This is a genomic window from Agromyces sp. Marseille-Q5079, assembly GCF_051016555.1.
GTDB lineage: Bacteria > Actinomycetota > Actinomycetes > Actinomycetales > Microbacteriaceae > Agromyces.
Map to the genome: position 1 here is coordinate 470,538 of NZ_JBPEJF010000001.1, position 13,891 is coordinate 484,428.

The 13,891-nt window shown below is 68.8% G+C and carries 14 protein-coding genes; 8 read left to right on the forward strand and 6 right to left on the reverse strand.

Annotation, left to right across the window (positions count from 1 at the left end; translation table 11 throughout):
• Positions 1-53 precede the first annotated feature (53 nt).
• Both fabG and ACR3IO_RS02185 read left to right on the forward strand, forming a co-directional pair.
• A complete protein-coding gene (gene fabG, locus ACR3IO_RS02180; RefSeq protein WP_434069516.1) occupies positions 54-803 on the forward strand; it encodes a 3-oxoacyl-ACP reductase FabG in 750 nt (249 codons plus the stop codon).
• The gene (locus tag ACR3IO_RS02185) at positions 800-1,288 is read left to right on the forward strand and encodes a MaoC family dehydratase (RefSeq protein WP_434069517.1); all 489 of its coding nucleotides are present in this window, start codon (positions 800-802) and stop codon (positions 1,286-1,288) included. The genes fabG and ACR3IO_RS02185 overlap by 4 nt, the downstream gene beginning before the upstream one ends.
• A gap of 312 nt (positions 1,289-1,600) precedes the next feature.
• Here the strand turns inward: ACR3IO_RS02185 and ACR3IO_RS02190 are convergent, their stop codons facing one another.
• Both ACR3IO_RS02190 and ACR3IO_RS02195 read right to left on the reverse strand, forming a co-directional pair.
• The gene (locus ACR3IO_RS02190; RefSeq protein WP_434069518.1) at positions 1,601-2,839 is read right to left on the reverse strand and encodes an acetyl-CoA C-acetyltransferase; all 1,239 of its coding nucleotides are present in this window, start codon (positions 2,837-2,839) and stop codon (positions 1,601-1,603) included.
• A gap of 101 nt (positions 2,840-2,940) precedes the next feature.
• Positions 2,941-4,185 carry an acyl-CoA dehydrogenase family protein gene (locus ACR3IO_RS02195; protein ID WP_434069519.1) on the reverse strand — a complete coding sequence of 415 codons (1,245 nt, stop codon included), beginning with the start codon at positions 4,183-4,185 and terminating at the stop codon, positions 2,941-2,943.
• A gap of 90 nt (positions 4,186-4,275) precedes the next feature.
• On the opposite strand from ACR3IO_RS02195, the gene ACR3IO_RS02200 reads away from it, so the two are divergent.
• The 5 genes from ACR3IO_RS02200 to ACR3IO_RS02220 all read left to right on the forward strand — a co-directional run bounded on the left by ACR3IO_RS02200 (position 4,276) and on the right by ACR3IO_RS02220 (position 9,556).
• Positions 4,276-4,920, forward strand: coding sequence for a QsdR family transcriptional regulator (locus ACR3IO_RS02200; protein WP_434069520.1), 645 nt, complete (start codon positions 4,276-4,278; stop codon positions 4,918-4,920).
• A 56-nt stretch (positions 4,921-4,976) separates the two neighbouring features.
• Positions 4,977-5,390, forward strand: coding sequence for an acyl-CoA thioesterase (locus tag ACR3IO_RS02205; RefSeq protein ID WP_434069521.1), 414 nt, complete (start codon positions 4,977-4,979; stop codon positions 5,388-5,390).
• Between the two features lie 143 nt (positions 5,391-5,533).
• The gene (locus ACR3IO_RS02210) at positions 5,534-6,634 is read left to right on the forward strand and encodes a phosphotransferase family protein (RefSeq protein ID WP_434069522.1); all 1,101 of its coding nucleotides are present in this window, start codon (positions 5,534-5,536) and stop codon (positions 6,632-6,634) included.
• Positions 6,635-6,637: 3 nt separating this feature from the next.
• The gene (locus tag ACR3IO_RS02215; protein ID WP_434069523.1) at positions 6,638-7,852 is read left to right on the forward strand and encodes an acyl-CoA dehydrogenase family protein; all 1,215 of its coding nucleotides are present in this window, start codon (positions 6,638-6,640) and stop codon (positions 7,850-7,852) included.
• A gap of 75 nt (positions 7,853-7,927) precedes the next feature.
• A complete protein-coding gene (locus ACR3IO_RS02220) occupies positions 7,928-9,556 on the forward strand; it encodes an AMP-binding protein (protein WP_434069524.1) in 1,629 nt (542 codons plus the stop codon).
• Positions 9,557-10,771: 1,215 nt separating this feature from the next.
• On the opposite strand, the gene ACR3IO_RS02225 is transcribed toward ACR3IO_RS02220, so the two are convergent.
• The 3 genes from ACR3IO_RS02225 to ACR3IO_RS02235 form a co-directional block, all read right to left on the reverse strand.
• Positions 10,772-11,371: a hypothetical protein gene (locus ACR3IO_RS02225; RefSeq protein WP_434069525.1), complete on the reverse strand. Its 600-nt coding sequence runs from the start codon at positions 11,369-11,371 to the stop codon at positions 10,772-10,774.
• Between the two features lie 81 nt (positions 11,372-11,452).
• Positions 11,453-11,914, reverse strand: coding sequence for a GNAT family N-acetyltransferase (locus ACR3IO_RS02230; protein WP_434069526.1), 462 nt, complete (start codon positions 11,912-11,914; stop codon positions 11,453-11,455).
• Between the two features lie 67 nt (positions 11,915-11,981).
• Positions 11,982-12,695 carry a hypothetical protein gene (locus ACR3IO_RS02235; protein ID WP_434069527.1) on the reverse strand — a complete coding sequence of 238 codons (714 nt, stop codon included), beginning with the start codon at positions 12,693-12,695 and terminating at the stop codon, positions 11,982-11,984.
• A 156-nt stretch (positions 12,696-12,851) separates the two neighbouring features.
• On the opposite strand from ACR3IO_RS02235, the gene ACR3IO_RS02240 reads away from it, so the two are divergent.
• Positions 12,852-13,175, forward strand: coding sequence for a hypothetical protein (locus tag ACR3IO_RS02240; RefSeq protein ID WP_434069528.1), 324 nt, complete (start codon positions 12,852-12,854; stop codon positions 13,173-13,175).
• 108 nt (positions 13,176-13,283) lie between these two features.
• Here the strand turns inward: ACR3IO_RS02240 and ACR3IO_RS02245 are convergent, their stop codons facing one another.
• Positions 13,284-13,538 (reverse strand): DUF7660 family protein, encoded by a 255-nt coding sequence (locus tag ACR3IO_RS02245; RefSeq protein WP_434069529.1) that lies wholly within the window; start codon positions 13,536-13,538, stop codon positions 13,284-13,286.
• Positions 13,539-13,891: the final 353 nt, after the last annotated feature.

Sequence of the window (13,891 nt, forward strand, 5' to 3'; positions counted from 1 at the left end):
GCCGGGCATCCGGTCGATCACCGCAGCCGCTCACCCCACGAAAGGAACGACGCATGACCCGCACCGCCATCGTCACCGGAGCCGCGCGCGGCATCGGAGCCGCCACCGCCATCCGCCTCGCCGCCGACGGATACGCCGTCGCCGTGCTCGACCTCGACGCGGCATCCTGCGCCGAGACCGTCGCCGCCATCGAGGCCGACGGCGGTCGCGCGATCGCCGTCGGCGCGAACGTCGCCGACTCGGCCGCGGTCGCCGACGCCGTCGCCCTCGTGGCCGACGAGCTCGGGGCGCCGACGATCCTCGTGAACAATGCCGGGATCCTCCGCGACAACCTGCTCTTCAAGATGACCGACGACGACTGGGACGCCGTGCTCGCCGTGCACCTGCGCGGGGCATTCCTCATGACCCGGGCCGTGCAGGCGCACCAGGTCGAGGCGAAGTGGGGGCGCATCGTGAACCTCTCGAGCACCTCGGCACTCGGCAACCGCGGCCAGGCGAACTACGCCGCCGCGAAGGCCGGCATGCAGGGCTTCACCAAGACGCTCGCGATCGAGCTCGGCCGCTACAACGTGACCGCCAACTCGGTCGCACCCGGCTTCATCGCGACCGACATGCTGCGCCAGACGGCCGAGCGCATGGGCATCACGAACGAGCAGCTGCTCGAGGGCGCGGCCAAGGAGATCCCCGTCGGCCGCGTCGGCCAGCCCGAGGATGTCGCGGCCGCCGTGTCGTTCTTCGCCTCCGAGGCGGCCTCGTTCGTCTCGGGCCAGGTGCTCTACGTCGCCGGAGGGCCGAAGGCATGAGCGCCGAGGCACGCACGACCGGCACCCCGCTCACGCTCGCCTCGCCCGCCGACCTGCTCGACGCGGTCGGCACGGCGATCGGCCCCGGCGACTGGTTCGAGGTCGACCAGGCCCGCATCGAGCGGTTCGCGGATGCCACGGACGACCACCAGTGGATCCACGTCGACGTCGAACGCGCCACCGCCGGCTCCTTCGGCGCCCCGATCGCGCACGGGTTCCTCACGCTCTCGCTGCTCACCGCGCTCGCGACCCCGCTCCTCGCCGTCGACGGCGTCGCCATGGGCGTGAACTACGGGTTCGAGAAGGTGCGCTTCCTCCAGCCGGTCACGGCGGGGTCGCGCGTGCGCGCCGTCGGCACGCTCGCGTCGGCCGAGCGCACCGGCAGCGGCATCCGTGTCGTGCAGGACCTCACGATCGAGATCGAGGGCTCCGAGCGCCCCGCGCTCATCGCGCAGTGGGTGACGCTCATCGTGCCGGCGGCCTGAACGACGGCAGGGCGGATGCCGCGGGCTGATGCTCGCGGCATCCGCGAGCTGCGCCCGTACGGCTCCCCTCGCGCCCTCGGAATCCACTTGGCACGCAGGAACACCGTCCGAACCGTGTTCGTGCGCGAGAACTGGACTCCGGGCTTTGCGTGCCGGATTCCACCGGATTTCCGTTCACGCGCTGGAATCCCGCTGTTGCGCTGGAGTCCCGCCGATCGGGGACTCCGGCGCGACAACGGGACTCCACCGGAGAACCCTGAGCGGGGCGCGCGGGCGGGCGCGCGCGCGGGCGCGCGCGCGGGCGGGTCAGCGCTACACGCGCTCGAGCACGAGCGCCATGCCCTGGCCGCCGCCGACGCACATGGTCTCGAGGCCGTAGCGGCCGCCGGTCGCGGTGAGCCCGTTGATGAGCGTCGACGTGATGCGGGCGCCGGTCATGCCGAACGGATGCCCCACGGCGATCGCGCCGCCGTGCACGTTGAGCCGTTCGGGGTCGATGCCGAGCTCGCGCGCCGACGGGATGACCTGCGCGGCGAACGCCTCGTTGATCTCGACGAGGTCGATGTCGTCGATCGACAGCCCGGCCCGGGCGAGCGCACGACGCGACGCCTCGACGGGCCCGAGGCCCATGATCTCGGGCGAGAGGCCGCTGACCCCGGTCGAGACGATGCGCGCAAGCGGCTGGAGGCCGAGCTCGTCGACGATGCGGTCGGAGACGACGACCACGGCGGCGGCACCGTCGTTGAGCGGGCAGCAATTGCCGGCGGTCACGGTGCCGTCGGGGCGGAAGACGGGGTCGAGCCCGGCGAGGGCCTCGATCGTGACGCCCGCGCGCGGGCCGTCGTCGGCCGAGACGACCGTGCCGTCGTCGAGGGTCACGGGCGTGATGTCGTTCGCCCAGAAGCCCGAGGCGATCGCGGCCTCGGCGCGCTGCTGGCTGCGGGCTGCGAAGGCGTCCTGCTCGTCCCGCGTGATGCCGCGGAGCTCCGCGACGTTCTCGGCGGTCTGCCCCATCGCGATGTACGCGTCGGGCAGCAGCCCGTCTTCGCGCGGATCGCGCCAGGGGCGCAGGCCCGCGGCATCCGCCCCACCGATGGCACGCGCCTCGGTGCGCGCGATGGCCTCGTCGAAGCGGGCGTTCGTGAGCTTCTCGCCGGGGATGTAATCGCTCGAGCCGCGCATCGCGTTGCTCACCGACTCGACCCCCGCCGAGATGAACACGTCGCCCTCGCCGGCCTTGATCGCGTGGAACGCCATGCGGGTGGTCTGCAGGCTCGACGAGCAGTAGCGGTTCACGGTCGTGCCGGGCACGCCGTCGAGCCCGAGCAGCACGGCCACGATGCGCGCCATGTTCATGCCCTGCTCGCCGCCGGGCATGCCGCAGCCGAGCATGAGGTCTTCGACGCGGGTCGGGTCGAGGCCCGGCACCTTGGCGAGCGCGGCCTCGACCATGCGGGCGGTGAGGTCGTCGCCGCGGAGGCCGGCGAGCGACCCCTTGCGGGCGCGGCCGATGGGCGAGCGGGCGGTGGCGACGATGTAGGCCTCGGTCATGCGGTGGTCTCCTCAGGCGGTCGGGTTTCTCGAGTCAGGTGGGGGCGAGCGGATGCCGCGGGGCGGCCGTCGAGTGAGCGGATGCCGCGGCATCCGCTCACTCAGACGAAGGCGGCGATGCCCGTGATGGCGCGGCCGACGATGAGCGTGTTCATGTCGTACGTGCCCTCGAACGTGTAGACGGCCTCGGCGTCGGCGAAGAACCGCGCGGCGCCGTGGTCGAGCTGGATGCCGTTGCCGCCCATGAGCTCGCGGCAGCGGGCGACGACCTCGCGCATCTTCTTCGTCGCGAAGGCCTTGGCCATCGCCGAGTGGTGGTCCTTCTGCGCGTCTTCGTCGAGCATCTCGCTCACCCGCACGCAGAGGGCGATCGAGGCCGTGATGTCGGCGAGCGAGTCGGCGAGCTTCTGCTGCACGAGCTGGAACGAGGCGATCGGCTTGCCGAACTGCACGCGGGTCTTCGCGTAGGCGAGGGCGGCCTCGTAGGCGCCGACGGCGACGCCGATGGCCTGCCATGCGACATCCGCTCGGGTGAGGCGCAGCACGATCGCGACGTCGCGGAACCCGTGGATCTCCTGCAGCCGGTCGGTCTCGGGCACGATCACGTCCTCGAGCACGATGTCGGCGTTCTCGACGGCGCGGAGCGACTGCTTGCGCTCGATCTTCGTCGCGGTGAAGCCCGTGGCCGGCTGGCGCACGAGGAACCCCTTGACCTGGTCGTCGGCCGTGTCGCGCGCCCAGATGATGACGACGTCGGCGAAGGTCGCGTTGCCGATCCATCGCTTCGAGCCGTTGAGCACCCACTCGTCGGTGCCGTCGGCGGCGGTGCGGCGGGTCGCCGTTGTCTCGAGGCCCTTGGCCGTGTCGGAGCCGTGCAGCGGTTCGGTGAGCCCGAAGGCGCCGATGAGCTCGCCGCGCGCCATGGGCTCGAGCCACTCGGCCTTCTGCTTGGGCGAACCGCCGACGGCGATGGCGTTCATCGCGAGGCCGGAGTGCACGCCGATGAAGGTCGCGGTCGACGGATCGACGCGGGCGATCTCGAGGGCGACCCAGCCGCGGTAGACGGCGGAGTTCTCGAAGTGCGCGACCTCCGGGACGCCGGAGCCGAAGAGGCCGAGCTCGGCGAAGCCCGGGATGAGGTGGCGCGGGCTCGTCGTCGCCTCCCAGCGGTCGTCGGCACCGGGGCGCACCTCGCGCTCGAGGTAGTCGCGGATCTCGGCGACCGAGGCCTGCTCCACGGGCGTGAGCCGGCGCATGAAGCCGTAGAAGTCGGCGTCGAGCACGGCGGCAGGGGCCGCGTCGGAAGGGGTGCCGGCAGTGGACTGCGGGTCGAGTGTGAGCGTCATCGCTTCTCCGTTCGTCGGTGAACACCACCACTATGCATCATTTTCTAGAATGTTGCATGTGAATCCTCGAAGGCGGGTTAGAGTTCCGGCATGCCGACGACGACCGGAACCACCCACGAGATCGCCGAGGTGGGCCTGCGCGCCGCACCCTCGTGGCTCTCCGAGCGCCTGGCCGACGGCGCCCACGCCGACGCGGTACGCGCCTTCGAGCTCGCCCGCGAGACCTTCATCAGCGGCCGTCGCATCGACATGGGCTCGCTCGCGACGACCCTCGGCGTCGACCGCACCTCGCTCTTCCGCTGGGTCGGCAACCGCGACGCCCTGCTCAGCGAGGTGCTCTGGTCGCTCGCCGTGCCCACCCTCGTGCTCTCGGAGCACGCGACCGAGTCGCTGCACGGCGCCGAGCGCGTCGCCGAGCAGCTGTCGAGCTTCGCGGGCGCGCTGATCAGCGCCGACTACTTCCGCGACTTCCTGCGGCGCGAGCCCGCCCGAGCCCTGCGCCTGCTCACCACGACCGAGAGCGAGATCCAGCGGCGCTACGTCGCGACGGCGCGCTGGCTCGTCGAACGCGAACTCGGCCAGCGCCCGCTCGGCGGTGCCATCTCGCCCGACGAACTCGCGTACCTGCTCGTGCGCGTCTCGGAGTCGTTCACGTACGCCGACCTCATCGCGGGCGACGCCCCGAGCGAGGCCCGGGCGCGCCGCGCGTTCCGCATCCTGCTGCGCGCCGACTGACGCGCCGCGGCATCCGACCCCACTGCGACCCTGCGACCTGCGACCTGAGGAGCCCCGTGACGCACCGACCCGAGCGCCGCCCGTTCACCACGCGCTGGAACGACAACGACCAGTACGGGCACGTGAACAACACGGTCTTCTACGAGGCCATGGACACGGCCGTGAACACGTGGATGATCGAGCACGCCGGCCTCGACCCGCACGGGGACGAGCCGATCGGGCTCGTGGTCTCGTCGAGCTGCGAGTTCCGCGCGTCGGCGTCGTTCCCCGAGCCGCTCGAGGTCGCGATCGGCGTCGAGCGCCTGGGCTCATCGAGCATCACGTGGTCGCTCGGCATCCACCGCGCCGGCGAGCCCGAGGCCATCGCCGAGGGGCGGTTCGTGCACGTCTTCGTCGACGCGGAGACCCGCCGCCCGGTGCCGATCCCGGCCGGCATCCGCTCGGAGATCGAGGCCCGGCTGCTCGCCTGACACAACCTGGCGAGCGGATGCCGCGAGTATCCGGTTCCCGAACATACCGACCGCGCGGTATGCTGTCACGACGAGCCGCTCCACGTGCTCGGACACGCACCCCGGGTGCGGGCACCACGGCGGTGCCGGAAAGGCGATCGACGATGACCGACACCCCAGGGCTGAACCTCGCGGGCTTCTCCGAGTGGCTCTCCGAGGCGCACCCCGATCTCGTCGGCACATCGCCGACCGCGACGCTCATCGCCGGCGGGCGCAGCAACCTCACCTATCGCGTCGACGGCCCGCGCGTGCCGCTCATCGTGCGCCGCCCGCCGCTCGGCCACGTGCTCGCGAGCGCCCACGACATGGGCCGCGAGCACCGCGTGATCAGCGCGCTCGCGGGTTCCGGCGTGCCGGTGCCGCCCGCGGTCGACCTCGTCGACGACACCGAGGCGGCCCGCGTGACCGGCACCCCGTTCTTCGTCATGCGCGTGGTCGACGGCGTCGTGCTCGCGAGCCCGCGCCAGAACGCCGAGTACACGGCATCCGGCCTGCACGGGCTCGGACTCGAGTTCGCCGCGACGCTCGCGCGACTGCACACGCTCGACGCGGCATCCGTCGGCCTCGCTGACTTCGGCCGACCCGACGGCTACCTCGAACGCCAGTTGCGCACCTGGCGCCGGCAGCTCGAGGCATCGCGCAGCCGCGACCTGCCCGAACTCGACCGCCTGCAGCACCGCCTCGAGGAGCGGATGCCGCCCGCGGGCGACATCCGGAGCGGCATCGTGCACGGCGACTACCGCCTCGACAACGCGATCATCGCGGGCCCCGCCGACGCACCCCGCATCGCGGCGATCCTCGACTGGGAGATGGCGACGCTCGGCGACCCGCTCGTCGACCTCGGCATGCTCGGCATGTACTGGAACATCGCCTCGCTCGCACCCGACGCCGTCGGCCTCACCCGCAGCGCCGTCGACCCGGCCGCCGGGTACCCCGAGTTCGACGAACTCGTCGACCACTACGCGCAGGCGGCCGGCATCCGCACGCCCGACCTCACCTGGTACCGGGCGTTCGCGGCGTACAAGCTCGCCGTGATCCTCGAGGGCATCCACTACCGCTACCGCCAGGGCCAGACCCTCGGCGACGGCTTCGACCGCATCGGCCAGCTCGTCGAACCGCTCGCGAGCACCGGCCTCGCGCACGCCACGATCTCGACAGCCACCAACTCGACGACCACTTCGACCATTTCGACCACGGGAGCCTGACGCATGGAGTTCAGCCACGACCAGCAGACGCTCGACCTCATCGACCGCGTCGAGGCGTTCGTGCACGAGCGGGCGATCCCGGCCGAGCCCGTGCTCGACGAGCAGCTCGCCGCGACACCCGGCGAGTGGCGGTTCCGGCCCGTCGTGGGCGAACTGCGCACCGCCGCCCGCGCCGAGGGCCTCTGGAACCTGTTCCTTCCCGGCGAGCGCGGCGCCGGCCTGACCAACGTGCAGTACGCGCCGCTCGCCGAGCGCACCGGCTGGTCGCCGCGGCTCGCGCCCGTCGCGTTCAACTGCGCCGCGCCCGACACGGGCAACATGGAGGTGCTCGCGGACTTCGGCACCCCCGCCCAGCAGGCCGAGTGGCTCGAGCCGTTGCTCGCGGGCGAGATCCGCTCGTCGTTCTGCATGACCGAGCCCGATGTCGCGTCGTCGGATGCCACGAACATCGCGACCCGCATCCGCCGCGACGGCGACCACTACGTGATCACGGGCCGCAAGTGGTGGTCGACGGGGGCCATGAACCCGGATGCCGCGATGTTCATCGTCATGGGACAGACCGACCCGGATGCCGAACGCCACCGCCGGCAGTCGATGATCCTCGTGCCCCGCGACACCCCCGGCGTGCGCATCATCCGCCCGCTCACCGTGTTCGGGTACGACGATCGCGACCACGGCGGACACGCCGAGATCGCCTTCGACGACGTGCGCGTGCCCGCTGCGAACCTCATCGCCGGCGAGGGCGAGGGGTTCGCGATCGCGCAGGCTCGCCTCGGACCCGGACGCATCCACCACTGCATGCGCGCCATCGGCATGGCCGAACGCGCCCTGGCCCTCGTGCAGGACCGCGCGAACTCCCGCGTCGCGTTCGGCCGGCCGCTCGCCGAGCAGGGCGTCGTGCGCGAGTGGGTCGCCGAGTCCCGCATCCAGGTCGAGTCGCTGCGGCTGCTCGTGCTGAAGACCGCGTGGCTCATGGACACCGTCGGCAACCGCAAGGCGATGACCGAGATCCAGGCCATCAAGATCGCCGTGCCCCGCGCCGTGCAGCAGATCCTCGACCGCGCCATCCAGCTCTTCGGGGCCGCCGGCGTCTCGGGCGACCAGCCCCTCGCCGAGATGTTCGCCGGCGCCCGCTCGCTGCGCCTGGCCGACGGACCCGACGAGGTGCACCTCAACGCCCTCGGCCGCGCCGAGCTGCGGAGGGCACCGCGCGGCTGAGCGCACCGCCGCACCGCCGCACCGCGCAAGGTACGAACCCCCGCACCATCAACGACGATGAAAGGAACCCGTCGCATGACCCCCACGAACAGCGCGCCCACCCGCACCCACTCCGCCGACCCCGCGGTCGACGGCGACGGCTTCGGAACCCTCTCGGTCGCGAGCATGCTCGCCGAGTCGGCCGCCCGCACGCCCGCCCGCGCCGCCCTGCACTTCATGGGGCAGACCATCGACTACGGCACGCTCTGGGATCAGAGCCGCGCCTATGCCGGCGCCCTCCGCGACCGCGGCATCGGGCGCGGCGACCGGGTCGCGATGCTCGTGCCGAACGTGCCCGACTTCGCCCGGGTCTACTACGCAGCCCTCGCCCTGGGCGCGGTCGTGGTGCCCGTGCACCTCCTCTTCAAGGCCGAGGAGATCGAGTACGTGCTGCGCGACTCCGGCGCCGACGTGCTCGTCGCCGCCGGCCCCCTGCTCGGCGAGGCCGTGCCCGCCGCGGCATCCGCCGGGGTTCCGCTCATCACCGTGCTCACGCCGCCCGTCGAGGCGGGCGGACCCGACCTGCCCCGCCTCGAGGCGGAGGCCGCGGCATCCGCCCCCATCGACCGTCACGTGTCGGTGCGCCCGACGGATGCCGCGACGATCCTCTACACGAGCGGCACGACGGGCACGCCGAAGGGCGCCGTCGGCTCGCACCTCGCGATCGTCGAGCAGGTGCACTGCGCGCTCATCGACGCCTTCGACATGCGGGCCGACGACGTCGTGTTCGGCGGGCTGCCGCTGTTCCACACGTTCGGGCAGACCGCGGTCATGAACATCGCCTTCCGCAAGGGCGCGTCGATCATCCTGCTGCCGAAGTTCGACCCCGACCAGGCGCTCGAGCTCATGAACGCGCACGGCGCGACGGTGTTCACGGCCGTGCCGACGATGTTCGTGGGCATGGTCGAGGCGGCCGTGCGCTCGGAGGCCAGGCCGCCCCTTCGCTATGCGGTCTCGGGCGGCGCCGCCCTGCCGGTCGCCCTGCTCGAGGCGTTCGAGCGCGCCTTCGGCGCCGAGGTGCACGAGGGCTACGGCCTCACCGAGACCTCGCCGACGGTCTCGTTCAACATGGTCGGCGAGCCGATCCGCCCCGGCACCGTCGGCCGCACCTACTGGGGCATCGACGCGGCCATCGCCGACTCCGAGGTCGAGGGTCGCATCGCCTTCCTCGAGGAGCCCGGCGCGCTCGGCGAGATCGTCGTGCGCGGCCACAACCTCTTCAAGGGCTACCTCGGGCGACCGGATGCCTCGGCCGAGGCCGTCGTCGACGGGTGGTTCCGCACGGGCGACCTCGGCACGATCGTCGACGGCATCATCACGATCGTCGACCGCAAGAAGGACATGATCGTGCGCAACGGCTACAACGTGTACCCCACCGAGGTCGAGGCCGTCATGATGCGGCATCCGGATGTCGCGCTCGCCGCCGTCTTCGGCATCGCCGACGACACGCACGGCCAGGAGGTGCACGCCGCCGTCGTCGCCCTCGACGGACACGAGGTCGACCCCGAGGCACTCGTCGCCTTCACGAAGGAGCGCATCGCCGCTTACAAGTACCCGCGCGTCGTGCACGTCGCCGAGTCGCTGCCCCTCGGTGGCAGCGGCAAGGTGCTGAAGCGGCAGCTCGTCGAGCAGTACTCCCCCGAGGCGGTGCGGCATGCCCCCTGACGCGCCGACCGCATGCTGTGGGTCGTGAGGTCGTGAGGCGAGGTTCTCGCGGGGCCGATCAGCATGCTGCGCGTGGAGCGTATGACCTCCCTTCACTGAGAACTCTCGCGGGCGGGTCTTACGGGAATCGTGGCGGACCGAACCAAGCGAACGCGCCAACGCGACGCCAGACCTGGCGAACGCGTCTGAGAGGGACCGGCTATCGGGCGGAACCGCTTCGAAGCCTGTCTTGCGAGCACCTATATGATCGCGTCGTGCCTGGTGCGACTCTCTTCCCGCCGCGAAGTCGCCCATTCTGGTGGGCTTGGACGGCCCAACTCTGCGTGATCCTCGCCGTAAGCGCCTACCTAGTTTCAAGCGCGGTCGTACTTGTCCGAGCACCGCAGGCACCGTCGTGGACGGAGGCCGTTGCGACGCTGATCGGGGCTGCCGGCGTCGCCGGCGTTCTCTTGGCCGCCGTTGGCGGTGGGTCTCGGCTGATCGGCGCCACCCGAGATCGTAGGGTCGCTGATCGGGAAGGCTCAGGAGGCGGGCGCGTCTTTGGAGCGAACCTGCTTGACGACGCCCGTCTGATTCTCGGAACCTTTCCGGTCCAGGGTTCCCAATCGCGTCGTCTTCCGATGGCTGGGACGTTCATAGCCGACGCCGGCGGCCTTTCAATCTGGGAAGGGCCGGTAGCTGATCCCTTCAAGATTGCGTTCGTACCCTGGTCTGCGATTGTGGAAGTTCAAGCGAGCCGCGCTCGTATCGGCGCTCTCTCCAGCCGCTCACTCCACATAACGCTTCACGACTCCCGAGTGATGAGTCTTCAGCCGCTCGGGAGTGGTCTTCTTAACATGTTCGCGATCGCCCCAGCGGATCTGACACAACTGGTGCAAATGCTCGAGGAGATCCGCGCGCATGAAGTCGCCCAAGGCCACCGCTCCGCGGATCTCGCGTAGTTCGCTCCTTGGCCATCTTTCACGCGAGGTAGGCCCGCAGAGCTACGCCTGAGCAGCGCAAACCGATGCGTTGAGCGATCCATCTACGCGACATCGGATCTTGCTGTGGCGACCGCCTGTTAGACGTATGGCATCGCGAACCTACCCAGCAGTGGCTCACCCGCGAATGGGCATCGGGCGTGCACGATGACGACGAGTGGGACGAGTGATGGAAAGAGTACCTGGCGCACAACGACGAGGTACTTCCACGACTGAGCAACCGACAGAAGTCCCATCATCTACTGACCAAGGGACCGCTACCCCTCGAGCGAATGCCGCGCTGGAACGCCGCAATCTCGGGGGCTCCAAGAGGCATTCCGTATCCAGCAGGGGACCGGATGGAACTGAGATCAATATCGGCAGCGAACCAAGCCACCTCTGAATCGAGCCAAGGTCCCGGGGGTTTCTCTGAGACGACGAGCGCTACTTCCCAGTCGCGTTGCCCAAATGCGGCCCACCTTCCTGTGGAGCCACAGACGGCGAAGCCGTTCGACGCGAATTCGAGGGCGCCCGTTGGGTCGTCGTTGGGCTCCCAAGCCATTGCCTCCCCGTACCTGGATCCAACAGCTGGGATGCCAAGCGTGAACGCAGGATAGTAACCGTAGGAGTCCCGGATGTACGAAGGCTCTGGATTTATGGCGGAGACTGACGTGTCTCCATGGGCGCCCATCAGAAGATCCACCACTCCTCCGAATGCTGGCGAGAGGAACTGATCGAATTCGTACAGGACTGCATAGCCTGATACCGCGGGAAATGGCCATGTTGGAAACCGTGCGGAGAGGTCGACAGTTACCGACACTCGCTGCTCTACGGCGTCGAACTCGTCTTGATTCATGGCGAAACCTGCAGGCCTCATGGCGTGGGGTACCCCAATCTGATCTTCAAAGTTCCTTGAACGCGCCCGACGGTCGATCCCTCATCGCGAGGTGGTCTTGTCAATCGACCGAGGTGTGAAGCGCAACACGTTGGTGTCCCTGCGGACGATTCCCACATCCTCGTATAGCCGCAGTGCCGACTCGCGCGAGGGGCGTGAGGTGAGGTCGAGCGTCCGAAGTCCACGCTCTGAAGCAACGCTCGTCAATCGCTCGATAAGGAGCCGCGCGACACCACGACCTCTCATCGTTGCGTCAACCACAACGTCCTCGACGTGCCCGCGCCAACCTGTCGGCAACGGCACGGTTACCAACGTGGCCATCCCGACGATGCGCCGGCCGTCACGAGCAACGAACAACTCGATCCCATCGTGATCGAGCATCGCCGCGATGCGCGATCGGTCGAACGCCGCCGTGGAGAGTTGGCCGAGCAGCGTCTCGAGCTCGGTGGCGTTGGCGTCACTCAACTCCGAAAGCAGCTCTATCTGCACGCTCGCCTCGCTCATGTCCGAAGGCTACCGGGCAGCGTTTCATCTAGCCGTTCAGGGATCCTTCTCTGCTCCCTCGGTGGGTTCAGTCTCTGATGTGTGCAGCCTCGAAGCAGCTCCGTAGGCGCCCGGCGAGTAACTCAACTTGTGGCCGGGTGCGCGATTTCGCCATCACACCCGTCGGGGACGGGGCGATCTCCAGAGAAGCGTCGAGGTTCGATCCACTTCCGAGGATCATGAGACCCTCCATCCGCTTCTGCGGGAGGAGGAACGTCGTTGCCTGCACGTCGCGAAATGATCGTGTCTCGAACCGCCTCAGCAGTTTCGGCGCAGATGGTCGCCCGTACCAAAACGCGACGAAGTCGCAGTCGACGACCAAGGTGTATCGGTGCGGTATTCGTTTGTAGAGCTCGGTGCCAATCTCAGCATCGAAGCTGGCGCGCAGAAGCCGCTTCAAGGTCGGGGTCAGCTCCGCACCAAAGACCACCGCTCCGGGAAGACGGTCCGCGAGTCTTGTGTCACGCGCTCTTGCGTAGCCGCCGTAGATGGCTATGTAGATCAGCGCTCCGCCAACGCCGATTGCCAAGTACGGCAGGAAGTCGGCAATGTCAGCCCACCCGTTGCCTCGGCCACTGAAAGCACGAACGAACAACAGTCCGACGGAACCGATGACGAGGCCGATCCCTGCCGTGAGTTCCCACGTGCGTCTCACAGCCCTTGCTTCCTTTGACTGAACTTCGATGGCGACCGATGGCCTGCCATCCCGGGCGCCAACCACCTTTACTGACGGTGCAGCCAACTTAGTGGATCCTCCGCCCCGCCTTTGATCGAAGAGGAGTGAGGTCCCGCAGACGGATCCGTCTGCGGGCGTTCGTGCTGTCCGACATCTATTCGGCGGCCCCGGCCCCTCGATCCCAGTGGGCGGGGAACGAATGTCGTGGTTTACGTTGATCGCATGACCAAGGACCAGGAATCACGCGACCGTCGTGCCATTGAGATTGTCCTGGGGCGACCGCTCGACGATGAATGGCCAGTCAGATCGATGAAGCCGGGCACCCGCGTCCGAGTCATTCAGGCCCGCGACTGGGCAGGCCCTTGGCGCCGCGTGTTCATCGGCACCATCGACGCCACGATCCCACCCCAACCAGCGCAGAACAAGAACGCACGCCCAGACGAACTCCAGTACTCAGTGAGATTCGACGAATCACAGTTCGATGCAGATGGCGACGGCCCGTATCGAAAAGCCGTCATCTGGGAGCGGTATCTAGAGCGGCTCTAGCGCACCTATCAGGAGAGCTCCCGTTGTCGATTGGATTTCGGTCGCCCTCACGCGGATCCGTAGGCGGGCCGCCGCAAAGCAGATTCCTCAGCTGATGCGCGCGAACACCTACTCGTACACACGCGCAGCGAGCAACATCTGAGCAATCAGTTGCCAGGACGGCGAGGTCGGTACGTTCTCGCCTCTGTTGAGGAAGTAACCGTCCATGTCTTCCAGCCATGTTGCCCAGGCGCTCAAGAAACTAGGAAGGTCGGCGTTCTCCCATCGTTCCGGTTCATCGGCAATCGAAGCGGAGAGCCCGCCGAGGAATTCCACCAGCTCTGCTCGAGATGACATGTTGAGCACCAGCGCTTCCAAATCCATGTCCACACGATACGTGCGCCGGCGATCTCAGACCGGCCCGATAGACGGTCGCCCAGCGCGCCACGTTGAGTCGCAGGGTCGCTTAGGTCGTCTCAGGACGGATCGTCGCGCAAGCGGATCGGCTTACGGCTAGCCCTGCGGAAGGTGGCGTGAGAGGCTCGCTCATGCGTCCGGCTCGCTTCGCGGGGCTCTGCTGCACCGGACGACTCACTGTTCACACCAAGGTGCGGAGCTGAACCGTTTGGAACCGATCAATACGTTCATTCAACTCTTCGCCGGAGTCGCGGGCGTCGCACTCGGGCTGTGGCTCTTCTTCACGCGCGCAACACGCGCGCGCGAGACTCAGGAACGAC

Coding starts and splice junctions, on each gene's coding strand:
- ACR3IO_RS02185 (WP_434069517.1), top strand. CDS start 800: ATGAGCGCCGAGGCACGCACGACCGGCACCCCGCTCACGCTCGCCTCG.
- ACR3IO_RS02195 (WP_434069519.1), bottom strand. CDS start 4,185: ATGACGCTCACACTCGACCCGCAGTCCACTGCCGGCACCCCTTCCGAC.
- ACR3IO_RS02245 (WP_434069529.1), bottom strand. CDS start 13,538: ATGGATTTGGAAGCGCTGGTGCTCAACATGTCATCTCGAGCAGAGCTG.
- ACR3IO_RS02190 (WP_434069518.1), bottom strand. CDS start 2,839: ATGACCGAGGCCTACATCGTCGCCACCGCCCGCTCGCCCATCGGCCGC.
- ACR3IO_RS02200 (WP_434069520.1), top strand. CDS start 4,276: ATGCCGACGACGACCGGAACCACCCACGAGATCGCCGAGGTGGGCCTG.
- ACR3IO_RS02220 (WP_434069524.1), top strand. CDS start 7,928: ATGACCCCCACGAACAGCGCGCCCACCCGCACCCACTCCGCCGACCCC.
- ACR3IO_RS02215 (WP_434069523.1), top strand. CDS start 6,638: ATGGAGTTCAGCCACGACCAGCAGACGCTCGACCTCATCGACCGCGTC.
- ACR3IO_RS02210 (WP_434069522.1), top strand. CDS start 5,534: ATGACCGACACCCCAGGGCTGAACCTCGCGGGCTTCTCCGAGTGGCTC.
- fabG (WP_434069516.1), top strand. CDS start 54: ATGACCCGCACCGCCATCGTCACCGGAGCCGCGCGCGGCATCGGAGCC.
- ACR3IO_RS02240 (WP_434069528.1), top strand. CDS start 12,852: ATGACCAAGGACCAGGAATCACGCGACCGTCGTGCCATTGAGATTGTC.
- ACR3IO_RS02230 (WP_434069526.1), bottom strand. CDS start 11,914: ATGAGCGAGGCGAGCGTGCAGATAGAGCTGCTTTCGGAGTTGAGTGAC.
- ACR3IO_RS02225 (WP_434069525.1), bottom strand. CDS start 11,371: ATGAATCAAGACGAGTTCGACGCCGTAGAGCAGCGAGTGTCGGTAACT.